This is a genomic window from Actinomadura macrotermitis (genome assembly GCF_009604375.1).
GTDB classification, from domain to species: domain Bacteria; phylum Actinomycetota; class Actinomycetes; order Streptosporangiales; family Streptosporangiaceae; genus Spirillospora; species Spirillospora macrotermitis.
Genome location: NZ_WEGH01000004.1, coordinates 22890 through 47107, shown reverse-complemented (window position 1 = coordinate 47107; position 24218 = coordinate 22890). Strand labels below are relative to the sequence as shown.

Sequence of the window (24218 nt, the reverse complement as noted above, 5' to 3'; positions counted from 1 at the left end):
ACCGGCCGCACGGAGGGACGGCGTCCGATGCCGACCGAGACCGACCACGCGGCGGCCGCCGCACGGCGGGGCCCCGGCCCGGCCCGCACCGCCGTGCAGCTCGCCGACGGCCGTGAGCTGCTCTATTTCGACGACGTGCCCGGCCTGGACCGCTCGGCGCCCGACCAGCGCGTCCTGCCCCCGCACGCCCCGCGGTCGGAGGTGCGGTACGACCCGGTGCAGGGGGAGTGGGTCGTCGTCGCGGCGCACCGCCAGGACCGCACCCATCTGCCCGCGCCGGGCGAGTGCCCGCTGTGCCCGTCGGCGCCAGGACGGCAGACCGAGATCCCGGCCTCCGGCTATCACGTGGTCGCGTTCGAGAACCGTTTCCCCACCCTGGGCGGCCCGCCTGCCGGCGGTCGATGCGAGGTCGTCTGCTTCACCGACGACCACGAATCGTCCTTCTCCCGGCTGACCGACCGGCGGCTGGAGACGGTAGCGCGCGCTTGGACGGACCGGACCGTGGAGCTGTCCCGGCTGCCCGGCGTCGAGTACGTGTTCGTCTTCGAGAACCGCGGCCCCGAGATCGGGGCGACGCTGCAGCACCCGCACGGCCAGATCTACGCCTTCCCCTACCTGCCGGCGCGGGTAGCGCGCGCGCTGGACATGGCGCGCGCATACCGCGCCGAGCACCGCTCCTGCCTGTTCTGCTCCGTCGTCGCCGCCGAGGAGGCCGCCGAACGGGTCGTCGCCCGCACCGACGGGTTCGTCGCGTTCGTTCCCGAAGCGGCCCGCTGGCCGTACGAGGTCCACATCTACCCGCGCCGCCACGTCGGCGGCCTCCCGGAACTGGAACCGGCCGAACAGGCAGAACTCATGTCCCTCTACCGGGACGTCCTGGCCCGTTTCGACCGTCTCTTCGACGCCCCGGCCCCCTACATGGCCCACTTCCAGCAGGCCCCGGCCGGCCCGGACGCCGGCCTGGCGCACCTGTCGGCCCGGATCTTCACCTCCCGGCGCGCACCCGGCAAGCTCAAGTACCTGGCGGCCAGCGAGTCCGGCGCGGGCGCCTTCATCAACGACGTCCTGCCCGAACAGGCCGCCCGCCGCCTACGCGAGGCCGGAACCCGCCCGCCCGGCTGACCGGGCCGACGCCGCGCCCGGGCGGCGGGGGTGCCCCGCCGCCCGGACTCGGCGATCAGGCGGAGGCGTACTCGCTGACCACGTCGACGACCCAGGTGACGCCGAACCGGTCCTTGAGCATCCCGTACAGCGGCGCCCACTGCGCAGGGGCGAGAGGCTGCAGAACGGTCGCGCCGTCGGCGAGCTTCTCCCAGTAGGCGGTGACCTCCTCGGCGGTGTCGCCGCGCAGCGAGACGAAGAACGCGTTCTGGCCCTGGTCCCAGGGCGTGTGCGAAGGCACGTCGTAGGCCATCACCCGGAAACCGCTCGGAGCGGCGACCTGGCCCCACATCACCTGGTCCGCCTCGGCCGGGTCGTGGACGTTCCCGGCGTCCTTGTAGGTGATCACGACCGCGTCCCCTCCGAACACCGACCGGTAGAACCCGAGCGCCGCGCCGGCGTCACCTCGGAAGTTCAGGTGGGTCACTGTGCTGACCGACATGGTCGGCTCCTTGTCTTTTGAAGCGTCATGGTCCAGGCGTCTTCCGTGCTGCCTAGGACTACGGTCGCAGCAGAAGAGGCCAGGTAGTGTCCGCTTCTCCGGGCACTATGGGGGCATGCCGAAGACCTCAGCGCGCCTGCTCACCCTGCTCTCGCTCCTCCAGGCGCGCCGGGACTGGCCGGGCGCGCTGCTGGCCGAGCGGCTGGAGGTCAGCCCGCGCACCGTGCGCCGTGACGTCGACCGCCTGCGCGAGCTCGGCTACCCCATCGCCGCGATCAAGGGCCCCGACGGCGGGTACCGGCTGAGTGCCGGCACGCGGCTGCCGCCGCTGCTGTTCGACGACGAGCAGGCCGTCGCCCTGGCCGTCGCGCTCCAGACCGCCGCGGCCACCGGAGCCGGCATCGAGGAGGCCGCGGCGCGCGCGCTGAACACCGTCCGGCAGGTCATGCCCGCACGGCTGCGCCACCGCGTCGACACCCTCCAAGTCACCGCCGTCCAACGGCCCGCGCCCCACATCGACGGCGGCGTGCTCACCGCGCTCGGCGCGGCCGTCCACGCCCGCGAGGTGCTGCGCTTCGACTACCGGCAGGAGCCGCGCCGGGCGCAGCCCCACCACCTCGTCACCTGGGGCGGCCGCTGGTACCTGGTCGCCTGGGACCTCGAGCGCGACGACTGGCGCACCTTCCGCGCCGACCGGATCACCCCGCGCACCCCCGCGGGGCCCCGCTTCCAGCCGCGCGAGGTGCCCGGAGGCGACGTGGCCGCCTTCGTGACCGGCAGGTTCCGGGGCGCGGACGGTGCCGGCGACTGGCCCTGCCGCGGCGAGGTGATCCTCGGCCTGCCCGCCGCCGAGGTGTCCCGCCACACCCGCGAGGGGATCGTCGAGGCCCTCGGCCCCGGCCGCTGCCGTCTCGTCCTCGGCTCGTGGTCATGGGCCGGGCTGGCCGCGGCCGTCGGCAGGTTCGACGCCGGCATCGAGGTGGTCGGGCCGCCCGAGCTCAAGGACGCCTTCGCGCGGCTGGCCCGCCGCTACGCGGCGGCGGCCGCGTCCTGACCTACGTGCCGTGCCGGTGCTGCGGGCCGAGCACGCGCAGCATGTCCAGCGCCTCGGTGCCGCCGGGCGGCGGGGTGAAGACCAGCAGCCGCTGGTCCGCCGCGGGCGTCGCCAGCACCTCGCAGTCGAACTCGATCAGGCCGAGCTCGGGATGCACGAGCCGGTACGGGTGCGACCTGCGCACCGCGACCTCGTGCCGGTCCCACAGCGCCGCGAACTCGGGGCTGGCCGCGCGCAGCCGCGTGACGAGCGCGCGGGACGCCGGGTCGTCCCCGCGGCGGGCCACCGCGGCGCGCAGGTCGGCGACCAGCTGCCGGGCCTGCTCCGGGCGCTCCTCGGCCGCGAAGTGGTTCCGCACGTCCGGCTCGGTGAACCAGCGCAGCACGATGTTGCGGTCGTCCTCGGCCACCGTGCACACGCACCCGAACAGCGCCTGCGCCATGTCGTTCTGCGCCAGCAGGTCGCCCAGGTCGCTCAGGATCTGGACCGGGACGCTGTCCAGCCGGTCCAGGAGGGCCAGCATGCCCGGCCGCAGGTACTCCCCGGCCCGCGCCCCCTCCGGGGGGCGGTGCCCGGCGAGCAGGTACAGGTGGTCGCGCTCGTCGGCGGTCAGCCGCAGCGCCCGCGTCAGCGCGGCCAGCATCTGCACCGAGGGCTGCGGGCTCCGGGCCTGCTCGAGCCGCATGTAGTAGTCGGTCGACATCCCGGCGAGCGACGCGACCTCCTCGCGGCGCAGCCCCGGCGTGCGCCGCCGCGGCCCCTCGGTCAGCCCGACGTCCCGTGGCGTCAGCCGCTCCCGGGACCGGCGCAGGAAATCGGCGAGGTCGTCGCGGTGCATCCCCATATCGGCAGTGATATCACCGTTCGCCGCGCGCATCGTCGGACCGCCGGTCCTAGGAAGAGCGCTCCGCTTCCGGACCGCCGCAGCCGAGGGCAGAGTCGGGGCCGTCCCACCACAGAGGAACGGTGATCACACGATGAAGGCAGTGCGCTTCCACGAGTACGGCGGCATCGACGTCCTGCGGGTGGAGGAGGTGGCGCGCCCGGTGCCCGGCCCGGGGCAGGCGCTGGTCGAGGTCCGCGCGGCCGGCGTCCAGCCCGGCGAGACCCACATCCGCATCGGCGCGCTGCACGAACGCTGGCCGGCGACGTTCCCCTCCGGCCAGGGCAGCGACCTGGCCGGCGTCGTGGTGGAGACCGGCCCGCAGGTGCGCGGCGTCGCGGTGGGGGACGAGGTCCTCGGCTTCACCCACAACAGGGCCAGCCACGCGGAGTTCGTCGTGGTCGACGACGTGAACCTGACGCCGCGCCCGGAAGGGCTGCCCTGGGACGTGGCCGGATCGCTGTACGTGGCCGGCACGACCGCGTACGCCGGCGTGTTCGCCGTCGACCCCGGACCGGGCGACACGGTCGTGGTGTCCGGCGCGGCGGGCGGCGTCGGCTCCCTCACCGTGCAGCTCGCACGCCGGCGCGGCGCCACGGTGATCGGCCTGGCGAGCGAGCCGAACCACGCCTGGCTGGCCGGGCACGGCGTCATCCCGGTCGCATACGGAGAAGGAGCCGCCGAACGGATCCGCAAGGCCGCCGGCGGCCGGGTCGACGCCTTCATCGACACGTTCGGCGCCGACTACGTGGACATGGCGGTGGACCTGGGCGTGCGCCCCGAGCGCATCAACACGATCCGTGCCTGGGAGGCCGCCGCGAGGGTCGGCGCAAGCACCTACGGCGAGAGCGCGGCGGCCTGCGCGGTCGTGCTCGGCGAACTGGCCCGCCTGGCCGCCCGCGGCGACCTCGAGGTGCCGATCGCCCGCACCTACCCTCTGGCGCAGGTACAGGACGCCTTCCGTGAACTGGAACGACACCACACCCACGGCAAGATCGTCCTGCACCCCTGACCGACCGGCCGCAAGGAGTGCCCATGCAGGTCACGATCGTCCACGCGTGCCTACGCGACGGCCGGGGCGGCAGCCCCACCGCCGTGATGGAGGAGGCGCCGTTGACCGACGCCGAGCGCCGCCGCGTGCCGGCCTTGGCGGGAACCTCGCACGCGGTCTTCGTCTCCGCGCCCGAGGCTGCCCTGCGCTTCTTCACCACCGAAGGGGAACTGCCCGCGTGCGGCCACGGGACGATCGCGGCCTTGGCCTTCCTCGCCGAGGCACAGGTGCACCGGACGACACTCCGCACCTCGCGGCGCACCTTCACCGGCCGGGCCGACCAGGAGAAGGACCACATCACGGCCTCCTTCGACGCGGGCCCCGTCGACCTGCGCGAACCCACCGCGGCAGAGCTGGACCTCGTCCTGCCCGCCCTCGGCGCCGGCGTCCTCACCCACGGCGCCCGGGTCGCCGCGATGGGACGGCCGCGTCTGCTGATCCCCGTCGCCACGCGAGCAGCCCTGTCCGCACTCGCCCCGGACTTCGAGCGGCTCCGCGCCGCCTGCGACGAGCTGGGCCTCCTCGGCTGCTACGTCTACTCCGCCCCGGAACACTCAGGCCGGGTCGCGGCCCGCATGTTCGCCCCCTCGATCGGCGTCCCCGAGGACGTCGCCAACGCCAACAGCACCGCCTGCCTCGCCGCGCACCTGGCCGGCCAAGGCATCACCGTGGACATGGGCGACTCCCTCGGCAGCCCGGCCACGATCACCGCCGCCACACGCCCCGGCCCGACGGTCGTCCTGGGCGGCACCGCACGGATCGCCCGTACCTTCCAGCTGCCCTGACCGCCCCGGTCAGCCCTTCTGCGAAGCCTCGCGTTCAGCGGGGTGTTCGTCGAGCATCGGCTGGCGCAGCCAGCGCAGGGCGGCGTCGGCGCAGTCCTCGGGGGAGGTGTTGAACGCGATGGCGGCGCCGGGCGCGTGCCGCCGGACCAGGTTCACCACGCGCTCGAAGAACTCCAGCAGCGGCTCGTGCGTGCGGATGCCGCCGCCGATCACCACGCAGGCGTGGTCCCCGCCGGTCAGGGCCGCCACGATCGCGCCTTCGGGATCCTCGTCCAGGTCCACCAGGCACCAGTCGGCCTCGATGCCGAGGTCGTCGAACCGGGCCCGGCCACGTGCCAGCGCCGCCTGGACCGGCCCGGGGTCCCAGCCCTGGAGCCTGGCGGGGTCGAGACCGAGCACCAGTACCCGTTCCGCTGCCATGTGCTCTCCTCTTCCGGGCCGCGCCACGGCCAACGTAACAGCCCCGCCCCGTACCGTGCGGCGGCCCCGGCCGGCCGGCCGCGCGGGTCCTCCCGTGCCCGCCGGGGCGGTCCCCGGGACCTACGATGGCCTCATGTCAGAGCGTGGTCGTCCGTCGTCTCCGGTCGTTCACCGGCACGAGCTCGTTGCGGACCGGGAGCAGCTGGAGGCGGCCAGCGCGGTGTTCGCGCTGCTGTCCGATCCGACCCGGCTGCACCTGCTGTGGCTGCTGGCCGAAGGGGAGGCGGACGTGACCACGCTGGTCGAGGCCAGCGGCGCGGCCCGGCCCGCCGTCAGCCAGCATCTGGCCAAGCTGCGCCTGGCGGGGCTCGTCCAGTTCCGCAAGGAAGGGCGGCACGCGGTGTACTCGCTGCGCGACGGCCACCTGCGCAGCCTCGTCCTGGAGGCGTTGAGCCACGCCGACCACAAGGTGACCGGCGAACCCTGGCACTCCTGAACCCCCTGCCCCGTGCGGGAATGCCGGCACGACCCTCTCGGTTAACATGTGCGCAAGTAAGCACATGAGCACGGAGAGGCGAGGCCATGTTCACCGTTCTGCGCGACCGCACCTACCGGCACCTGTTCGCCGCGCAGGCCATCGCCCTGGTGGGCACCGGCCTGGCGACCGTGGCGCTGAGCCTGCTCGCCTACGATCTGGCCGGCGCGGACGCCTCCGCCGTCCTCGGCACCGCGCTGGCCATCAAGATGGTCGCCTATGTCGTGATCTCCCAGGCGGTCGGCGCGGTCGCCGACCGGATCCCGCGCCGGGCCCTGATGGTGACAACGGACCTGGTCCGGGGCGGTGTCGCGCTGGCGCTGCCCTTCGTGACCGAGGTGTGGCAGATCTACGTGCTGATCTTCCTGCTGCAGTCCGCCTCGGCGGCCTTCACCCCGACGTTCCAGGCGACCATCCCCGAGGTGCTCCCGGCCGAGCGCGACTACACGCGGGCGTTGTCGCTGTCCCGGCTGGCCTACGACCTGGAGAGCCTGTTCAGCCCGGCGCTCGCCGCCGCCCTGCTCACCTTGATCAGCTACAACCTGCTGTTCTTCGGCACGGTGGCCGGGTTCCTGGCCTCGGCCGCACTGGTGGTCTCGGCCGTGCTGCCCAAGCCCTCGCCGGCCGGCCGCAGCGGCGGCCCGCTCGCCAAGGCGACCTACGGGGCGCGGCTGTTCGGCGCCACGCCGGCGCTGCGCGCCCTGCTCGCGCTGAACGTGGCCGTCGCCGCGGCCGGCGCCATGGTCGTCGTCAACACCGTGGTCCTGGTCCGCGAGCACCTCGGCCGCGCCGCCGGCGACGTCTCCCTGGCGCTGGGCGCGTTCGGGGCCGGGTCGATGGTCGTCGCCCTGCTGCTGCCCCGCGTCCTGGACAGGTTCTCCGCCCGCGCCGTGATGCTGCCCGCCGCCGGTGTGCTGGTCGCGGTGCCGGCCGTCCTCACCGCCGCGCTGGCCGCCGGCGCCTTCTCCTGGCCGATGCTGCCGGCCGCGTGGGCGGTGGCCGGGGCCGCGACCTCCGCCGTGCTGACCCCGTCCGGCAACCTGATCCGCCGGTCGGTGGCCCCGGCCGACCTGCCCGCCGCGTTCGCCGCCCAGTTCTCCCTGTCCCACGCCGCCTGGCTGCTCACCTATCCGCTGGCCGGCTGGCTGGCCTCCGGGGCGGGCATGACGGCCGCCGCCGGCGCGCTCACCGCGATCGGGCTCCTCGCCGCCGTCGCGGCCCGGGTGCTGTGGCCGGCCGGTTCGAGCGGCCACGGCGAGGTGCTCGCCGTCCAGGCGCCGGTGGAGACGATGAAGCGCGACGCGGACGGCGAGCACCGGCTGGCCGCATGAGGACCGCGACCGGCGCCCCGGGGGCTTCAGGGGCAGGCGGCCAGGACGACGGAGACGACGTTGCAGGTGGCGGTGGCGGAGTCGTTGCCGCTGACGGGGTCGGCGGGGGTGCTGGCGGTGCGGGTGCCGGTCACCGAGACCTGCCCCAGCGAGAGCAGGTTCAGCGGGACGCGGAAGCTCTTGTCGGCGCTGGCTCCATTGGCGATGGCGCCGTAGGTGCAGGTGACCGTCCCGGCGGCGGTGCTGCACCCGGTCGACAGCCCGGTGGCGGTCGCGCCGGGCGGCAGGGACGCCTTCACGGTGGCGGCGGTGACCGCGCCGGGACCGGTGTTGCGGGCGGTGAGGGTGTAGCTCAGGTAGGGCACCAGGATCCCCAGCTTGGGCTGGGCGGTCAGGTCCACGTCGATGTCGGCGGCGGCGGGCGCGGAGCCGGGGGCCCAGTCGGTGGCGAACTGGAAGCCGGGCACGCCCGACAGCAGGGTCTTTCCGGTGCCGTCGGCGTTCATGGTGTAGACGTCCTGGTTCGCGCTATAGGCGATCTTGGTTCCGTCCGGCGACCACAGCGGCGCGCCGGCGGGGACGGTGTCGTTGGAGACGTTGGCGAGCCCGGTGCCGTCGGCGTTGATCGTGTGGATCTGCGGGGTGCCGCCCTGCAGGGGCCCGAGGGTGAAGGCGATCTTGGTGCCGTCGGGGGACCAGTCGGGCCCCCGGGCCGCCTGGCCGGAGGGGGCGGCGGTGATCTGGGTGACGCCGGTGCCGTCGGGATGGACGGTGAAGACGTTCGCCCCCGACCCGTAGGCGATCCTGGTGCCGTCGGGCGACCAGGCCGGGACCTGCCCGTCGACGCCCAGCGCGGTGGCGCCGGTGCCGTCGGCGTTGACGGTCTTGAGGCCGCCGGGGGTGCTGTAGACGATCTTGGTGCCGTCGGGGGACCAGTCGATCCGGCTGTCGATGATGCCCTCGGGGCTGACCTGGGTCTGGCCGGTGCCGTCGATGTTCATCGTCCACAGGTGCTGGGTGTCGGTGAACCGGGTGAAGGCGATCTTGGTGCCGGCGGCGTTCACCGCCGGGTTGCCGTCGTCGACGTCGTTGTCGGTGACCTTGGCCAGGCCGGTCCCGTCGGGGTCGATCGAGTAGATCTCCTTGTCGGGGTCGGTGGCCTGGTCGACGATGTAGATCTTGCCGTTGGCGCCGGGGAACGCGGCGTGCGCCGCGGCCGGCGCGATCGCCTGCACCGCCCACAGGGACAGCGACAGCACGGTCAGCAGCGCCGGCGTCCGGCGCGGCGGGCATAAACGACAATCCACAGAGGGTCTCCGTTTCGGTTCCTCCGCGCCGCCGGGCCGGGGTCCGGCCGGGCCCCTCCCCACCGCGGACGACGCGGCCTTTCCCACAGCCGCGACACCTGCCGATGCGGAAGACCGTCCGCTTGCCAGATGCCGCTCTGCTCCACCCTGAGCCCTGTTCTCCCAGCGCGCCCGCGCGTCGTCCCGGCCGAAGGTGGCCCGGCCGGAAACGGCCCGGCCCGGCATTCGCGACCCTCGGGTCAATCGGCCGCGGGGCCGAACAGCCGGTCCAGGTGGTGGGTGAGGACGGTCTGGGCGTCGGCGCCGGTGCGCTGCCCGGCCAGGACGCTTTGGCCCAGGCCGTTGACCATGGCCAGCAGCCCGGCGGCGGCCATCTCGGGGTCGGTGCCGGCGGGGACCTGCCCGGACCGCCGGGCGCTGTGGATCTGCTTGGCGAGGAAGGACTCCAGCCCGGCCGGGTGGGCGGTGGCGTGGTGGGCCGGCAGGTCGGGATCGTTCAGGAGCAGGGTGTAGTAGGCGGTGTAGGTGCGGGCGATGCGGCGGCTTTCGTCGTCGGTGGGCAGGATGCAGCCCAGTACCGCGGTCACCACCGCACGAGGCGAGGGGGAGGGGCCGGCCGCCTGGATCCAGCTGAGCATGCGCCCTTGGATCTGGGCGCCGAGGCGTTCCAGCGCGTCGAGCAGCAGCGCCTGCTTGGTGTGGAAGTAGTACTGCACCAGCCGCAGGGAGACGCCGGCCTCGGCGGCGACCGCGCGCATGCTGGCCGCCTGCAGGCCCTGGGCGTCGGCGATCCGCAGCAGGGCCTCGGCGATCGTCCTGCGGCGCTCTTCGTGATCGACCCGGGTGGGCACGGCGCACCCCCTTTCTTGATACATATGTACCATGATACGTGTGTACCATGAAAATCGGACAGTTCAGGAACGCACGAGCCCAGGCCCGCTTCGACGCCGTCTACGCCCAGGTGCTGGAGAAGCTATGGCCGCAGCCGCGTACCGGCCTGGACATCGCGACCACCTTCGGCGCCACCCGCGTCTACCGCGCCGGCCCTTCGGCCGGACCGGCCGTCGAAGGGGGCGGCGGCGCGCCGATCGTGCTGCTGCCGGGCGGCAGCGGCAACGCGCTGATGTGGCACCGCCACATCAGCGCGCTGAGCCGGCGCCACCAGGTCATCGCCGTGGACACCGTCGGCGAGCCGGGCGCCAGCCGGCAGACCGCCCCGATCGGCGACGGCCGGGACGCCGCGGCCTGGCTGGAGGAACTGCTGACCGCTCTCCAGGTCGAGCGCGCCCATCTGGTCGGCTGCTCCTACGGCGGCTGGCTGATCCTGCACCATCACCTCCGCCATCCCGGCCGCGCCGCCACCCTCACCCTGCTGGACCCGGCCGGGCTCGCCGCTCCCGGCCGGAGGTTCTTCGCCTGGGTGATCGCCGGCGGGCTGGCGGGCCTGGCGCCGCGCCCGCTGCGTCCTCTGCTGGCCCGCCTGCTGGACAACCGCACGATCCTGGACGGCGACCTGATGCGCCTGGTGCGCCCCGCGATGACCTTCCGGCGCGGTCTGCCGCCGGCCGAGGTCCTCACCGATGACCAGCTGCGCCGGATCGGCGCTCCTTCGCTGTTCCTGCTCGGCGAGCGCAGCACCCTGCACGACAGCCGCCAGGCCGCCGGCCGCATCGCCCGGTCCGTGCCGGACGGCCGGGCGGAGGTGGTGCCCGGCGCCGGCCACGCCCTGCCCGCCGACCATCCCGGCCTGGTCACCGACCGCATCCTGGCCATGGCCGAGGCCCGCTCCGCTCTCCGCTGAAGGCGCCCTTGCCGCCGATGCGAAGTCCGGTCCGATTATCGGGATCAATAGGATATTTCATGTCGATATCGGGTACCGGTGGGTCGCGTGGCCCAGGTCGTGCGACGGCGCGACCGTGACCAGCGGACACCGCCGCCCACCCTGCGGTATCTCTCAACGGAAAGGCCGACCAGACCATGACGGCGGTATCAGAGCAGGAGCCCGAGGCCGCAGGACCGGCTCCTGCGGCGACGGCGGTGGCCGGGCAGGCGGGCGAGGAAGACCTGCGGGCCTTGTTCGGGCAGTCCACCGCGGTGTTCGCCTCCCTCACCGGCCCGGCGCACGTGGTGGAGACGGCCAACCCGGCCTTCCTCGCCGTCATCGGCGAGGAACGGGCCCGTATCGGGGTTCCGGTCGCCGAGCTGGCGCCCGAGCTGATCGACCAGGGCTTCATGGAGCTGCTGGATCAGGTCTACCGCACCGGCGAGCCCTACACCGGCCGGGACGCCCGGGTCGTGCTGGGCACCGGCGCGCGGGCGCGGGAGATGTTCTTCGACTTCACCTACGAGCCGCGCCGCGATGCCGAAGGCAACGTGATCGGGATCCGGCTGATCGGCGTGGAGACCACCCAGGTCAAGCACGCCCAGCGGCTGATGGTCGAGCACCGGGCCCTGGTGGAGCAGATCGCCCGCCAGCAGCCCCTGGCCGAGGTGCTGGAGGGCATGGCCCGCTGCATCGAGGAGCTGGCACCGGACGAGGTGCTGGTCTCGGTGCTGCTGGCCGACCCCGACGGCCGGCACCTGCGCCACGGCGCCGCCCCCAGCCTGCCGGAGTTCTACAACCAGGCCATCGACGGGATCGCCACCGGCGAAGGCGTCGGCTCGTGCGGCACCGCCGCCCACCGGCGCCGCCAGGTCATCGTCACCGACATCGCCACCGACCCCTTCTGGGACGACTTCCGCCACCTGGCCGAGCCGGCGGGCCTGGCCGCCTGCTGGTCCACGCCGATCCTGGCCCGCGACGGCAGCCTGCTGGGCACCTTCGCCATGTACCACCGCACCCCGCGCGCGCCGCAGGAGGCCGACCTGGCCCTGGCGCGGGTCTTCACCGACACCGCCGCTCTGGCGATCGAGCGCCACCACATCGAACAGGCCAAGCTCGCCGCCGAGGCCAGCGCCAGGTCCGCCCTGGAGGAACTGGCCAAGGCCGTCCGCGCCGAGCAGCGACTGCGCGCCGAAGCCGAGCAGCGCGCCTCCGCCGCCGCCGAGCTCGCCGCCCAGATGCGCGTCGCCGCCGCCGTGCAGGCCCCCGCCGCGCCCCCCGAGCACTGCCAGCTCGGCGGCACCTCCGGCTGCGAGGCGGCGGCCGAGATCAAGGTCGCCGACTCGTGGGGCGTCTCGGCGTGGGGCTGCACCGCCCACGTCGAGGAAGCCCTCATCACCGTGCGGTCGGCCTTCATCGCCAACGAAGAACTCGGCGGTCTGGCCGCCTATCTCAACCGCTGACCCGCACCCGGCCGGGCGCAGGCGCGCCCGGCCGGGACGTTGCGCAACGCCCTGGTCGAGCCGGCGGCTGTGGCCGTTGCCTGGTTCGTCGCTCAGTCGCCGGCGGCCTGGATCGCGGCGGCGATCGGCTCGAGCCCCGCGATCAGCTCGTCGAACTCGTCCGCGCTGAGCGCGTTGTAGGGCGGTGCCGCCAGTTCGACGGTGCGGGCCTCGATCCGCTCCTTGGTCTCCCTGCCGGCGTCGGTGAACCCCCCGTCGTCGTCCACGAGGCCGCGGTCGCGCAGCCCGTCGACGACGGCGGCCAGCTGCGCCTTGGGCAGGTGGTGGATCCGGCCGAACTCCTCCGCCCTCATCCCGAGGGAGAGGGCCATGAGGACGTGGGCCTCGGTCCCGCCGATGCCGTGGGCGACCAGGACGGCGTTGTGGCCGTCCCCGCGGTGTTCGCGCAGCATCGTCGCCGCGTGCCAGAGCCGGGCCACCGGCTCTTCGGGCACATCGAGGGCCCGGAGCCCGGCGTACAGGGGCCGGCCCTCGGTCGGTGCGCTGACCGCCGCCCGGGTGGCGAGGTCGGCGAGCCGCGCCAGGGCGGGGGAGTCGGCGAGCTCCCCGATCATCTGCCGCAGGGCGGCGGTGCTGCCCCGCTCGCGCACGGCGATCGCCTCCTGCGGGGAGACCTTGCCCCAGACCCAGGGGATGTGGCGCGCCACCTCGCCGTCGGCGAAGTTGTAGAAGACCGCGTGCACCACCTCGGCCGGTGCCCGCCCCAGCGGCGCGGCCCGGCCCGCGAAGTACCCGTCCCAGTAGTTGCGCATGCCGAGGGCCAGGAACGCCTCGTTCGGCACCTCGGAAAAGGTGACGGTGCCGATCGCCTCGACGAACTCGAACATACGGCGGACCTTGGCCAGTGGGTGCGTCATCGGTCGGCATCTCCTTCGGTCGCGGCAGCGCCCCCGTGGGCGGCCTCTCGTCCTAGCTACGAACACCGCGGCCCCGATCCGACACCTCCTTCCGGATTTCTTTGAAGAACTTTCCAGGGACGCCGTCTCCTGGGACCACCGTCAGCCGACGGCGGTCCTCGGCGAGCGGGTCAGGCGGTCTGCACCCAGATCGGCTGCCAGTCCGCGAGGTCGTGGTAGCGGCGGAGCTCGGCGAGCCCGGACACGTTGCCCAGCCAGCCGGCGTACGGCGGGTTCTGCTCGTCGAACCCACTCTGCACGATGGTCAGGCGGGTCTTGCCGTCGGAGTCGGCCAGCTCCCAGGTGGTGACGCCCGGGCCGCCCCAGTCGACGGCCACCCGGCTGCCCGGCTCCAGGTCGACGATCTTCGCGGCGTACCCGGACTCGAACCCGCCCATCGCGTAGCGGCCGCCGACCCACGGCTCGATGTCGATCGGGAACCCGAACCAGGTGGAGACCTGCTCGGAGTCGATCAGCGACCGGTACACCTGCTCGCGCGGAGCGTCGATGACGGCCTCGTCGCGCATGACCGGCGAGGTGAAGTCGGCCTTGGCGCTCAGCGCCCGGCCCTCCAGGTGGTCGACGAGGTTGGCCAGGGACAGGCACCAGAACGTCTGCATGACGCCCCGGATGCTGGAGCCCGTCATCTGCTCCTCACGGTCGTAGTGGCTTTGGGTCAGCGTCACGATCGTGCTGTCGGGGCCCTCCTCGGCCAGCGAGATCTCGACGGTCGTGTCGACACCGTCCAGCGGCCACACGAACCGCAGCGTGCTGTCGTCGGCGTGCAGGACCCGCTGGCGCGGGGCGTCGCCCTCGGGCGTGTGCCGGCCCCAGAACTCGAAGCGGCCCGGCAGGTCGGCCTCGGCGAACTCGGCCAGCCAGACCCGCAGCTCGGCGGCGTCGGTCAGGGCGTGCCGGACGGACTTGAGCGGCGCCGACACCCGAGCGCGCAACGTCATCGTCTCAGTCATCAGGGGTGCTCTCCTTCGGGTAGCAGGCCACGGCCAGCTTGAAGGCATCGCCTTCGGCGCCGCCGTAGCGCGTGAACAGGTCCTGCAGCACGGTCTGCAGGTCGGTCAGGAACTCCTGGCGCCGCTCGGCCGGGACCCGGATCTCCCCGGACACGCCGAGCGAGGGCAGCTCCCCGGTGGCCGGGTCGAGCGCGGCGACATCGGCCTGGACCTCTTCCATCAGGTCCAGCAGATGCCCCAGGCTCAGCGTGTCGCGGGTGCGGCGCAGCCCGATCCGGCCGACCAGCCGCGGCGACAGCCAGTACGAGCGGGCGCTCGCCTGGTAGACGCCCTCCTGGATGCCGCGGACCTTGCGTTCGGCGACCTTGGCCACCAGGCCCGCCTCCACCAGCTTGCGCACGTGGTAGTAGACCCGCTGCTGGGTCTGGTCCAGCCGCTCCGCGACCTCGGTGCAGCTGCGCGGCTCGGCCAGCTGCCGCAGCACCTCGATCCGCTGCGGCTTGAGCAGGGCCTCGGCCTGCTCGATCTCTTCCAGGTACAGGACGTCTCTCATCGCAAAAATCAGTTTGTACATAAAAATTTTCTTTGTCAATGGGGCGCGGCGTGGCGGGCCGGCTGCCGTGGCCGCGGCCAAGCCCTCGAATCCGGCCCCTCCGGGTCAGGGGCCGGGTCTGCGGGGGCCCGTTCTCTTGCGGGCGGACCTGCCGGTCTGGCTCTCGAAGCGGAGGTAGGCCGCCGTCGCCCGGTATGCCGCTTCCATATAGCGTTCGCCTTCGTCCCGGGCCCGCCCGGCGTCGAATCCGTATATCTGGCGGATCATGTTCACGCCGTGCGGAGTGTTGCGGCGTCCGATGGGCAGCAGGTGCACTTCGGTGCCCTCGGGAAGGTTGTCCAGCAGGCTGCTGAACATGATCCGGAAGGTCCCTTCCGCGATGCCCGCCTCCCAGAGGGCCCGCGGGAAGCGGCGGGCGTGGGCGAAGTCGCTCGCCTGGAGCACGTAGACGGTGCGGGCGCCGAGCTGGAGGGCCCGGTCGAGCGGGACGGGGTCGAGGAACCCCCCGTCGAGATAGACCTTCCCGTCGACCCTCGTGTGCGAGAGGATGGCCGGCGCCGCGCCCGCGGCGAGCACGGCGGGGACGAGCGGCCCGGAGCCGAACCAGTGCTCGCTCATGGTGTTCAGCTGGAGGGCGTTGCACTCGAAGCGCACCCCCAGCTCCTCGAAGGTGCGGGCGCCGATGTGGCGCTCCAGGATCGTGCGCAGGCATTCCCGCGCCCTGGCCCGCGCGGCCGGCGAGACCAGCCGGTACAGGCCGTGCGGCACCGACCACCTGAGCGGCCGCGCGGTGAGGATCTCGGTCCAGCACTCGTACACCGCGTCGAGCCCGGTGGTGTCCGCGCGGCCGGCGCGGTCGGCGAACACCGCGCCGATCATCGCGCCGGCGGAGCTGCCGAGGACGAGGTCGGGGTGTATGCCCGCCTCGGTGAGGGCGGCGAGCATGCCGAGCTCGGTGCTGGCCATCTTGCCGCCTCCGCTGAGGACGAAGGCGATCGGTCCGGATGCCATCTTCACCTGCTCCCGCCGACCGGGCGGCTCACGCCGGGCCCCCCGATCCAGTTCCCGACGGCCCGGGCCGTCGCCGCGGCGTGGGTCGTCATCATGGTCAGGTGGTCGCCGGGCACCGTGGCGGTGGAGCCCGGCCGCGCCCATCCGGCGCCCACGCTGTCCATGGCCTCCTCGGCGTGCAGCGCGAGGACGGGGCACCGGAGCGTGCGGGGCGTCCATCCCGTGAAGAGATCGGCGTAGTGCATCATGGCGGACACACCCACCTCGTCGAGCAGCGCGCGCACTTCCAGCCGCGCCCAGAGGCGGCCGGCGTTCCGGGCGACTTCGCGGGGGCCGTGCCGGGCGATGTCGGCCGGGTCGAGCAGGGCGAGCCCCGCGGGAGGGTGCCCCTCCTCTTCGCACCGCGCGGCGATGGCGTGCGCCAGCCACGCGCCGGAGGAGTGCCCGGTGAGCACGAACGGGGAGCCGTCCGCCTGGTCGAGCACCACCGCGGCCGCGGCGCGGCCGAACACCTCCAGGGTCCCGGGCAGGGACTCGCCGTCGGCATAGCCGGGCACGGTGAGCGCGAGGACGTCGCGGTCCCCGTCGAAGTGCCGGGCGAACTCGGCGTACTGGAGGGGAGTCGAGGGCGCCAGAAGCGACGGCACGCAGAACAGGCGCGGTGCGGCACACCCGTCGGAAAAGCGCACCGTTTGGACGGTGAGTCCGGCGGGGTCGTCCGCACGGGGTTCGGTGCGCGCGTTGAGGGCCTCCCGCATGAGCGCGACCTGTTCGTCGAGGTTCGTCTCCGCTCCGTCCAGGACGCGGTGGAGGCGCGTGGCGGTGCCGCCGTCGGCCGCCGCCTCCGCCGGCATTGCGAAACCGGCGTCGAGCAGGCGGGCCAAGGCCAGCGGTGTCGGATGGTCGAAGACCACGGTGGTCGGCAGTTTCAGCCCGGTCAGCTTGCCCACGCGGTTGCGCAGTTGCACCGCCGCGAGGGAGTCGAAGCCCATGTCCCGGAACCGCCGGTCGCCGTCGATCGCCTCTGCCCGGCTGTGGCCGAGCACGGACGCCGCGTGCGTCCGGACGAGCCGCAGCAGCTCGCGGACGCGGTCGGACGCGGGGAGCGCGGCGAGCCGTTCGCGCAGCGACGCGGGGTCGGCGGCGGCGGCCGGGTCGGCGCGGCGGGCGCCCGCCCGCGTCCGCTTCGGGCGGACGAGATGGCGCAGTATGGGCGGTGAGGCGTCCAGGGGCCGCCCGCCGAGGGTGGGGAGGTCGATGTGGGCCGCGACGAAGAAGGGCCCTCCGTCGGCCAGCGCGGCGTCGAAGAGCGCCAGGCCGTCCTCGTCGCTGAGGGGCAGCATGCCGTTGCCGGCGAGGCGCGCCAGGTCGGCCTGCCCGAGGCGGCCGGTCAGTTCGCTGGCCCGCTCCCAGAGCCCCCAGGCGAGGGACGTGGCGGGCAGCCCGTGCCGGGCGCGGTGGAACGCCAGGGCGTCCACGAACGCGTTGGCGGCCGAGTAGTTCGCCTGCCCGCCGTTGCTCAGGACCGAGGCCAGGGAGGAGTACAGCACGAACGCGGCGAGGTCCGATCCCCGGGTGAGCAGGTGCAGGTTGAGCGCGGCGTCGGCCTTGGCGCGCAGCACCCGGTCGTTCATCTCGGGGGTCAGCGAGGTGATGACGCCGTCGTCGACCACGGCCGCCGTGTGCACGACGGCGGTCAGCGGGTGCTCGGCGGGGACGCCGGCGAGCACCCGCCGCAGCGCCTCGCGGTCCGCCGCGTCGCAGGCGACGACGGCGACCTCGGCGCCGAGGTCCGCCAGCTCGGCGCGCAGGGCGTCCGCCCCGGGCGCGTCCGGCCCGCGCCGGCCGGTCAGCAGCAGGTGGCGCACGCCGTGCCCGGTGACCAGGTGGCGGGCGAGCAGCGCGCCGAGCGTGCCGGTGCCGCCGGTGACGAGCACGGTCCCGTCCCGGTCGAGCGGGCGCGGCACGGTGAGGACGATCTTGCCGGTGTGCTCGGCCCGCCGCATGTGCTCGAAGGCGTCCCGGGCGTGCCGGACGTCCCAGGCGGCGCAGGGGAGCGGGTGCAGGACGCCGCGGTGGAAGAGGCCGCGCAGCGGGCCGAGCATGGCGTGCAGCCGGCCGGGGTCGAGCATGCCGAGGTCGAATTCCCGGTAGGCGACGCCGGGGTGGTCGCGGGCGACGTCGTCCGGTTCGCGCAGGTCGGTCCGGCCCAGCTCGATGAACCGCCCGCCGGGCGCCAGCAGCCGCAGGCCCGCGTCGACGACGTCGCCGCTGAGGCTGTTGAGCACGACGTCCACGCCCTTGCCGCGGGTGGTCTCGCGGAAGTGCCGCTCAAAGGCGGTCGAGCGCGACGAGGCGATGTGGGCGTCGTCCAGCCCGAGCGCGCGCAGCGCCGGCTGCTTCGCGGGCGAGGCGGTGGCGAAGACCTCGGCGCCCAGGTGCCGGGCGAGCTGCACGGCGGCCAGCCCGACGCCTCCGGTCCCGGTGTGGACGAGCACCGACTCGCCGGGACGCAGTTCGGCGAGTTCGACGAACGCGTGCCAGGCGGTCAGGAACGCCACCGGGACGGTGGCGGCCTCCGGGAAGGTCCACTCCGCGGGCAGGGGGATCACCAGGCGGTGGTCGGTGACCGCGGTGGAGGCGAACGCGGTGCTCTTGGTGAACACCCCCGTCACCCGGTCTCCGGGCGACACGCCCGTCACCCCCGGCCCGGTCTCGGCGACGACGCCCGCGCCGTCGAAGCCCATGAGGGGCCAGACCCGGTGCCGGTCCACGATCCCGGCGGCGACGGCGACGTCGCGGAAGTTCAGCGCGGCGGCGCGGACGGCCACCCGGATCTCACCCGGGCCGAGCGGCGCCTCGGCCGCCGGCGTGACGCGCAGGCTCTCCATGTCCCCCGGCTCCATGTCCAGGCGCCACGGCCGCCCGTCCGCCGCCGCCCCGGTGCCGCCCGGCGCGGCCGGAAGCAGCCGCGGGACGTGGCGGGCGCCGGCGCGCAGCGCCAGCTGCGGCTCACCGGTGGCCAGGGACGGCGCGAGCGAGGCGAGCGACGCCTCGTGGCCGTCGACGTCGACCAGCACCAGCCGGCCCGGATGCTCGGTCTGCGCGGTGCGGACGGCGCCCCACACCGCCGCCTGCGCGAGGTCGGTCACGGGGTCGCGGGGGTGGACGGCGACCGCTCCCCGGGTGAGGACGAGCAGGACGCCCGCGGCCGTCCGCTCGTCGGTCAGCCAGTCGCGCACCTCGGCCAGCACATGGTTGACCGTCGCGTGGAGCGGCGCGGCGCTGTCGGGCGTCCCGGTGCGGGGGCAGACCAGCACCGAGGCGTCGGGGACGGAGCCGCCGACGGCGATCGACGCGAGCAGGGAGGCGACGTCGCGGTGGCGGGGCGGGTCGCCGGGAAGGACGGGGTCCGTCCCGTCCCGGTCGGCGCCGATCAAGGCCCACGTCCGGGCGTCGGGCCCGCCGTCGTCCGGTGACGCGGCAGGCCAGCCGAGGTGGAACAGGCCGCCGCGGCCGGTGCCCCGCACGGCGCGCAGCCGTTCGCGCTCCACGGTCCGCTGGGTCAGCGACCGGGCCGTGAGGACGGGACGGCCGGCGGAGTCGGCGACCGTCACGGCCATGGTGTCCGGCCCCGTCCGGGCCAGCCGGGCCCTCAGCATCACGGCGCCCTCGGCGTGCAGCCGGACGCCCTGCCAGGAGAACGGCATCCGCAGCCGGTCCGGCTCGCCGGTGAGGGCGCCGTGCAGCGCCGCGTCCAGCAGCGCCGGATGCAGGGAGTACGCGGCGGCCTCGTCCTGCCGGTCCTCGGCGAGCGCGACCTCGGTGAACACCTCGTCGCCGCGCGTCCAGGCGGCCTGGAGGTTGCGGAAGGCGGGCCCGTACTCGTAGCCGGCCGAGGCGAGCCGGCGGTAGAAGCCGTCCAGCGGGACGGGGACGGCGCCCGGCGGCGGCCACGCGGTGAGGTCGCCGCCGGCGTCGGCGCTCTCGGCGTCGCCGCCGGCCGCGGTGCCCGTGGCGTGCCGTGTCCACGGCTGCTGCGCCGGGGCCGCCTCCGGCCGGGAGAAGATCTCCAGGGAGCCGTGCTCCCGCACCTGCACCTGGATGCGCACCGGCTGGTCGGCGGGCAGCACGAGAGGGGCGTGCAGGATCAGTTCCTCCACGCCGTCGTACCCGGCCCGGTCGGCGGCCTGCAGGGCCATCTCCAGGAGGGCGGTGCCGGGGAGCAGGGCGGTGCCGTGCACCGCGTGGTCGGCCAGCCAGGGGTGGCTCCGCGCCGACACCGACCCGGTGAGCAGCAGCTCGGGGGTGCCGGCGAGCTCGGTCGCCGCGCCGAGCAGCGGATGGCCAGCGTCCTCGAGGCCGGCCGTCGCCAGGTCGGCGGAGCGCGAGGCGTCGGCGTCGAGCCAGTACCGCCTGTGCTGGAAGGCGTAGGTGGGCAGGTCGGCGCGGCGCGGCGAGGTGCCGGCGAAGGACCGCGCCCAGGGCACGGCGACCCCGTGCGCGTCGGCCTCGGCGACGGAGAGCCGGAACCGGCGCAGGCCGCCCTCGCCGCGCCGCAGCGTCCCCTGCGCCGCGGCGTCGGCGCCGGTGTCCTCGACGGTCTCCTGCATGCCCATGGTCAGGACCGGATGCGGGCTGACCTCGATCAGCGCCCGGTGCCCGGCGGCGAGCACGGCGCGCAGCGTCGGGTCGAAGCGGACCGGGTCGCGCAGGTTGGCGAACCAGTAGCCGGCGTCCATAGCCGTCGTGTCGAGGAGGCCGCCGGTGACGGTCGAGTAGAAGGGGATTTCGGCCGGCCCCGGCCGGATCCCGGCCAGGTCGCCGAGCAGGCGGTCGCGGATCCGTTCGACGTGCGCGGTGTGCGAGGCGAAGTCCACCGCGATCCGGCGCGCCCAGACACCCTCGGCCTCCAGTTCGGCCAGCAGGGCGGCGACGGCTTCGGTGTCGCCGGAGACCACGACCTTGGCGGGGCCGTTGACGGCCGCGACGGACAGCCGGCCCTCCCGGCCCGCGAGCCGTTTCGCCACCGCCTCGGGCGTCAGCGCGACGGCGGCCATCGTGCCCGTCCCGGCCAGCGCGCGCAGCGCCCTGCCGCGCAGCGCCACCACCCGCGCGCCGTCCTCGAGCGACAGGGCGCCCGCCACGACGGCGGCGGCCACCTCGCCCTGGCTGTGCCCCATCACCGCGTCCGGCACGACGCCGTGGGCCTGCCACAGCGCGGCGAGGGACACCATCACCGAGAACAGCGCCGGCTGGACGACGTCCACCCGCTCGTGCTCGGACGCGCCGGGCCCGGCGCGCAGGAACCCGGTCAACGACCAGTCGGTGTGCGGCGCCAGCGCGTCGGCGCACTCGGAGATCCGCCGGGCGAAGTCCGGCGACTGCTCCAGCAGTTCGGCGGCCATCCCCGCCCACTGGGACCCCTGGCCCGGGAAGACGAACACGCTCCGGGCGCCGGAGGCTCCGGTGCCGCGCACCAGGTTGGGGGCGTCGGCGCCGGCGGCCAGCGCCTGCAGGCCGTCCACCAGCTCGCCGCGGTCGCGTCCGACGACGATGCCCCGGTGCTCCAGCCGCGCCCGCGACGTCACCAGGGTCCAGCCGACGTCGGCGGCCCGCGTCTCCGGGTTCGCCCGGACGTGGCGCAGCAACCGGCCGGCCTGGGCCCGCAGCGCCGACGGCGACCTGGCCGAGATCACCCAGGGGAGCGCCTGGCCGGTCCCGGGCGGGGGCCCGGACCCGTCCGGCCGCTCGTCCGAGGGCGGCTGCTCCAGGATGAGGTGCGCGTTGGTGCCGCTGATGCCGTACGCCGACACGCCCGCCCTGCGGACCCGTCCCGTCCCGGGCCATTCCCGGTTCTCGCAGAGGACGCGCACCTGCCCGCCCGACCAGTCGACGTCCGGGTTCAGCCGCTCCGCGTGCAGGCTCCTGGGCAGCACGCCGTGGCGTATGGCCAGCACCGCCTTGATGACGCCGGCGACCCCCGCCGCCGCCATGGTGTGCCCGATGTTCGACTTGACCGACCCGAGGTACAGCGGGCGCCCGCCGGCCCGGTCGCGTCCGTAGACCGCGATCACCGAACGTGCCTCGATGGGGTCGCCGACCTTGGTGCCGGTCCCGTGGGCCTCGACGAGGTCCACGTCGCCTGCGGTGAGGCCCGCGTCCCGCAGGGCCCGCCGGATGACCAGCTCCTGCGCGCCGCCGTGGGGGACGGCCAGGCCCTGGCTCGCGCCGTCCTGGCCGAGCGCGGAACCCCGCACGACCCCGAGCACCGGGTGCCCGCGGCGCACGGCGTCCGAGAGCCGGGCCAGGACCAGCATCCCGGCGCCCTCGGCCATGCCGAAGCCGTCGGCGTCCGCCGAGAAGGCCCGGCTGCGGCCGTCCCGCGACAGGGCCTGCTGGCGGCTGAAGTCGACCAGCAGCCCGGGGGTGCCGAGCACGCTGACGCCGCCGGTCAGCGCGAGGGAGCATTCGCCCGCCCGCAGGGACGCGACCGCCTGGTGCAGTGACGCGAGCGAGGACGAGCAGGCGGTGTCGACCGTCACGGCCGGCCCGACCAGCCCGAGCACGTACGCGATCCGGCCGGACAGGACGCTGAGGGTGGTGCCGGTCAGCACGTAACCGCCGGGTCCGGCCCCGGCCTCGTGCATGCGCGGGCCGTACTCGGTGGCGAAGGAGCCGATGAACACCCCGGTGTCGCTTTCCCGCAGCGACAGGGGGTCCAGGCCGGCGCGTTCGCACGCCTCCCAGGCGGTCTCCAGGAGGATGCGCTGCTGGGGGTGCATGGCCAGCGCCTCGCGCGGGGCGATCCCGAACAGCTCGGCGTCGAACTCCGCGGCGCCGGCGAGGAAGCCGCCCTCCCGCACGTAGGCCGTCCGGGGTTTCGCCGCATCCGGCCAGTACAGCTTCTGTGTGTCCCAGCCGCGGTCGGAGGGCAGCGCGCCGATCAGGTCGCGGCCCTTGACCACCGCGTCCCACAGCTGCTCGGGGGACTCGATCCCGCCGGGGAAGCGGCAGGCCATGCCCAGGATCGCGATCGGCTCGCCGGGCGTGCCCGGCTCGTCGGGTTCGCGGACGGCCGCCGGAGCCTCCTCGGCGGGGGCCGCCGCGGCGGGGGTCGTGACGCGCGTCCCCTCGTGGGCGGTGCCGAGCGCGGCCTTCCAGTCCACGGCGACGCCGTGGCAGTACGCCTGCGCGACCGAACGGGTGAACTGGTCGAGGCCGCCGCCGTCCCGGTCGATCGAACCGAGCACGACCGCGTCCGTCCGCGCCGACGCCGCCACGGTGTCGCGCATCGCCGTCAGCAGCGCCGGGTGCGGCGCGACCTCGACCAGCGCGACCGGGCCGCCGGCCAGCGCCGACCTCGTCGCCTCCTCGAACCGGATCGGCTCGCGCAGGCTGCGGTACCAGTGGCCGCCGTCGAGGCCGGCCCCGCCGATCCGGCCCCCCGTGGTGGCCGAGTGCAGGGGGACCCGGCCGGCGCGCGGCGCGATCGGGGCGAGCCGGTCGAGCATGCCCTCGCGGGCCTTGTCCATGTGGACGGTGTGGGTCGGCGCCCCGACCCGGACGGGGATGGCGAACACGCCCTCGTCGTCGAGGCCGGTGAGGAGCGCGTCGAGCGCCTCGCGGTCGCCGGAGACCAGTGTCCACTCCGGCGCGTTGGCCCCGGCGATCCAGAGCCGCCCGTTCCACCGTTCCAGTCGCGCGGAGAGCGACGCCGCGGGCAGCCGGACCGCGCCCATGTCCCCGAACGCCGCCACCTCGGCCTGAGCCTTGGCCGCCGCGACGGCGACCAGGGCGGCGTCCTCCAGGGAGAGCGCGCCGCTCACGTACGCCCCCGCCATCTCGCCGACGCACTGCCCGAGCACGGCCGAGGGCGCGACGCCGAACGTCCGCCACAGCTCCGCGAGGGAGACCTCCACCGCGAACAGTGCGGCCTGGAAGACCTCGACGCGGTCCCACACCGGGGCGCCGGCCGGCTCCTCCAGCACCTCCTGCAGCGACCAGTCCGTGTGCGGGGCCAGCGCCTTCGCGCACTCGTCGAGGCGCCGCGCGAACGGAGGGGAGGTCTCCCGCAGCGCGCGGCCCATGCCGGGCCACTGGCAGCCCGCCCCCGGGAACACCAGGATCGGGTGCCGCGCGGACGGGGCCTCGCCGCTCACGACCGCCGGCGACGGGCGCCCGGCGGCCAGCGCGTCCAGCCCGTCGAGGGCCTGCGCCGGGTCCGCCGCGAAGACCACGGCGCGATGGCCGCCCGCCGTGTCGCGTGCGGCGAGCCCGCGCGCCAGTTCTTCCATGTTCGGGTTCCCGGCCGCGCGGATCTCACGCGCCAATGCCGACGCCGCGGACCTCAGCGGCGTCGCGCCGGAACCCGACAGCACCAGCGGTGCTCGCCGGAGGCGGCCCGCGGCCACCCGGATCTCCTCATGCATGGCATGCCTTCCACAGTGTCGTTACCGGATGTCGGTGCCGG

18 protein-coding genes are annotated in these 24218 nt (G+C 74.6%); 8 read left to right on the top strand and 10 right to left on the bottom strand.

The window, feature by feature from the left end:
- Positions 1-27: 27 nt before the first annotated feature.
- Complete coding sequence (gene galT / locus ACRB68_RS28785; RefSeq protein ID WP_153538083.1) at positions 28-1122, top strand: galactose-1-phosphate uridylyltransferase; 1095 nt, start codon at positions 28-30, stop codon at positions 1120-1122.
- Between the two features lie 55 nt (positions 1123-1177).
- Here the strand turns inward: galT and ACRB68_RS28780 are convergent, their stop codons facing one another.
- Entirely contained in the window at positions 1178-1603 is a 426-nt protein-coding gene (locus ACRB68_RS28780; protein ID WP_153538081.1) for a VOC family protein, read from the bottom strand.
- A gap of 115 nt (positions 1604-1718) precedes the next feature.
- On the opposite strand from ACRB68_RS28780, the gene ACRB68_RS28775 reads away from it, so the two are divergent.
- A complete protein-coding gene (locus tag ACRB68_RS28775; protein ID WP_153538079.1) occupies positions 1719-2657 on the top strand; it encodes a helix-turn-helix transcriptional regulator in 939 nt (312 codons plus the stop codon).
- A gap of 1 nt (position 2658) precedes the next feature.
- Here the strand turns inward: ACRB68_RS28775 and ACRB68_RS28770 are convergent, their stop codons facing one another.
- Positions 2659-3501, bottom strand: a complete 843-nt coding sequence (locus ACRB68_RS28770) for a helix-turn-helix transcriptional regulator (RefSeq protein WP_153538077.1) — start codon at positions 3499-3501, stop codon at positions 2659-2661.
- A gap of 133 nt (positions 3502-3634) precedes the next feature.
- Between ACRB68_RS28770 and ACRB68_RS28765 the strand changes: the two genes are divergently transcribed.
- Positions 3635-4552 (top strand): NADP-dependent oxidoreductase, encoded by a 918-nt coding sequence (locus ACRB68_RS28765; RefSeq protein WP_153538075.1) that lies wholly within the window; start codon positions 3635-3637, stop codon positions 4550-4552.
- A 23-nt stretch (positions 4553-4575) separates the two neighbouring features.
- Positions 4576-5376, top strand: a complete 801-nt coding sequence (locus tag ACRB68_RS28760) for a PhzF family phenazine biosynthesis protein (RefSeq protein WP_153538073.1) — start codon at positions 4576-4578, stop codon at positions 5374-5376.
- Positions 5377-5385: 9 nt separating this feature from the next.
- Here the strand turns inward: ACRB68_RS28760 and ACRB68_RS28755 are convergent, their stop codons facing one another.
- Positions 5386-5796 (bottom strand): MDR/zinc-dependent alcohol dehydrogenase-like family protein, encoded by a 411-nt coding sequence (locus ACRB68_RS28755; RefSeq protein ID WP_153538071.1) that lies wholly within the window; start codon positions 5794-5796, stop codon positions 5386-5388.
- Between the two features lie 133 nt (positions 5797-5929).
- Here ACRB68_RS28755 and ACRB68_RS28750 point away from each other — a divergent pair, with 133 nt between their 5' ends.
- Positions 5930-6292, top strand: coding sequence for an ArsR/SmtB family transcription factor (locus ACRB68_RS28750; protein ID WP_153538069.1), 363 nt, complete (start codon positions 5930-5932; stop codon positions 6290-6292).
- Between the two features lie 86 nt (positions 6293-6378).
- Complete coding sequence (locus ACRB68_RS28745; RefSeq protein WP_153538067.1) at positions 6379-7662, top strand: MFS transporter; 1284 nt, start codon at positions 6379-6381, stop codon at positions 7660-7662.
- A gap of 26 nt (positions 7663-7688) precedes the next feature.
- Here the strand turns inward: ACRB68_RS28745 and ACRB68_RS42610 are convergent, their stop codons facing one another.
- Entirely contained in the window at positions 7689-8969 is a 1281-nt protein-coding gene (locus tag ACRB68_RS42610) for a DUF11 domain-containing protein (protein WP_194293498.1), read from the bottom strand.
- A 239-nt stretch (positions 8970-9208) separates the two neighbouring features.
- A complete protein-coding gene (locus ACRB68_RS28735; protein WP_328594916.1) occupies positions 9209-9820 on the bottom strand; it encodes a TetR/AcrR family transcriptional regulator in 612 nt (203 codons plus the stop codon).
- Positions 9821-9867: 47 nt separating this feature from the next.
- Here ACRB68_RS28735 and ACRB68_RS28730 point away from each other — a divergent pair, with 47 nt between their 5' ends.
- Both ACRB68_RS28730 and ACRB68_RS28725 read left to right on the top strand, forming a co-directional pair.
- Positions 9868-10770 (top strand): alpha/beta fold hydrolase, encoded by a 903-nt coding sequence (locus ACRB68_RS28730; protein ID WP_153538061.1) that lies wholly within the window; start codon positions 9868-9870, stop codon positions 10768-10770.
- 176 nt (positions 10771-10946) lie between these two features.
- Positions 10947-12254 (top strand): GAF domain-containing protein, encoded by a 1308-nt coding sequence (locus ACRB68_RS28725; RefSeq protein WP_153538059.1) that lies wholly within the window; start codon positions 10947-10949, stop codon positions 12252-12254.
- Positions 12255-12346: 92 nt separating this feature from the next.
- Here ACRB68_RS28725 and ACRB68_RS28720 read toward each other — a convergent pair whose 3' ends face one another.
- The 5 genes from ACRB68_RS28720 to ACRB68_RS28700 all read right to left on the bottom strand — a co-directional run bounded on the left by ACRB68_RS28720 (position 12347) and on the right by ACRB68_RS28700 (position 24177).
- Positions 12347-13171, bottom strand: coding sequence for a MarR family winged helix-turn-helix transcriptional regulator (locus ACRB68_RS28720; RefSeq protein WP_153538057.1), 825 nt, complete (start codon positions 13169-13171; stop codon positions 12347-12349).
- Between the two features lie 170 nt (positions 13172-13341).
- Positions 13342-14181: an SRPBCC family protein gene (locus ACRB68_RS28715; RefSeq protein WP_153538055.1), complete on the bottom strand. Its 840-nt coding sequence runs from the start codon at positions 14179-14181 to the stop codon at positions 13342-13344.
- Entirely contained in the window at positions 14174-14734 is a 561-nt protein-coding gene (locus ACRB68_RS28710) for a winged helix-turn-helix domain-containing protein (protein ID WP_153538053.1), read from the bottom strand. Before ACRB68_RS28710 ends, ACRB68_RS28715 begins: the two co-directional genes overlap by 8 nt.
- 105 nt (positions 14735-14839) lie before the next feature.
- Complete coding sequence (locus tag ACRB68_RS28705; protein WP_194293497.1) at positions 14840-15745, bottom strand: patatin-like phospholipase family protein; 906 nt, start codon at positions 15743-15745, stop codon at positions 14840-14842.
- A gap of 2 nt (positions 15746-15747) precedes the next feature.
- Entirely contained in the window at positions 15748-24177 is an 8430-nt protein-coding gene (locus tag ACRB68_RS28700; RefSeq protein WP_153538050.1) for a type I polyketide synthase, read from the bottom strand.
- Positions 24178-24218 lie beyond the last annotated feature (41 nt).

Excerpts from the sequence above, each read along its gene's own strand:
- galT (WP_153538083.1), top strand. The coding sequence starts at position 28 with ATGCCGACCGAGACCGACCACGCGGCGGCCGCCGCACGGCGGGGCCCC.
- ACRB68_RS28780 (WP_153538081.1), bottom strand. The coding sequence starts at position 1,603 with ATGTCGGTCAGCACAGTGACCCACCTGAACTTCCGAGGTGACGCCGGC.
- ACRB68_RS28775 (WP_153538079.1), top strand. The coding sequence starts at position 1,719 with ATGCCGAAGACCTCAGCGCGCCTGCTCACCCTGCTCTCGCTCCTCCAG.
- ACRB68_RS28770 (WP_153538077.1), bottom strand. The coding sequence starts at position 3,501 with ATGGGGATGCACCGCGACGACCTCGCCGATTTCCTGCGCCGGTCCCGG.
- ACRB68_RS28765 (WP_153538075.1), top strand. The coding sequence starts at position 3,635 with ATGAAGGCAGTGCGCTTCCACGAGTACGGCGGCATCGACGTCCTGCGG.
- ACRB68_RS28760 (WP_153538073.1), top strand. The coding sequence starts at position 4,576 with ATGCAGGTCACGATCGTCCACGCGTGCCTACGCGACGGCCGGGGCGGC.
- ACRB68_RS28755 (WP_153538071.1), bottom strand. The coding sequence starts at position 5,796 with ATGGCAGCGGAACGGGTACTGGTGCTCGGTCTCGACCCCGCCAGGCTC.
- ACRB68_RS28750 (WP_153538069.1), top strand. The coding sequence starts at position 5,930 with ATGTCAGAGCGTGGTCGTCCGTCGTCTCCGGTCGTTCACCGGCACGAG.
- ACRB68_RS28745 (WP_153538067.1), top strand. The coding sequence starts at position 6,379 with ATGTTCACCGTTCTGCGCGACCGCACCTACCGGCACCTGTTCGCCGCG.
- ACRB68_RS28730 (WP_153538061.1), top strand. The coding sequence starts at position 9,868 with ATGAAAATCGGACAGTTCAGGAACGCACGAGCCCAGGCCCGCTTCGAC.
- ACRB68_RS28725 (WP_153538059.1), top strand. The coding sequence starts at position 10,947 with ATGACGGCGGTATCAGAGCAGGAGCCCGAGGCCGCAGGACCGGCTCCT.
- ACRB68_RS28720 (WP_153538057.1), bottom strand. The coding sequence starts at position 13,171 with ATGACGCACCCACTGGCCAAGGTCCGCCGTATGTTCGAGTTCGTCGAG.
- ACRB68_RS28715 (WP_153538055.1), bottom strand. The coding sequence starts at position 14,181 with ATGACTGAGACGATGACGTTGCGCGCTCGGGTGTCGGCGCCGCTCAAG.
- ACRB68_RS28710 (WP_153538053.1), bottom strand. The coding sequence starts at position 14,734 with ATGAGAGACGTCCTGTACCTGGAAGAGATCGAGCAGGCCGAGGCCCTG.
- ACRB68_RS28705 (WP_194293497.1), bottom strand. The coding sequence starts at position 15,745 with ATGGCATCCGGACCGATCGCCTTCGTCCTCAGCGGAGGCGGCAAGATG.
- ACRB68_RS28700 (WP_153538050.1), bottom strand. The coding sequence starts at position 24,177 with ATGCATGAGGAGATCCGGGTGGCCGCGGGCCGCCTCCGGCGAGCACCG.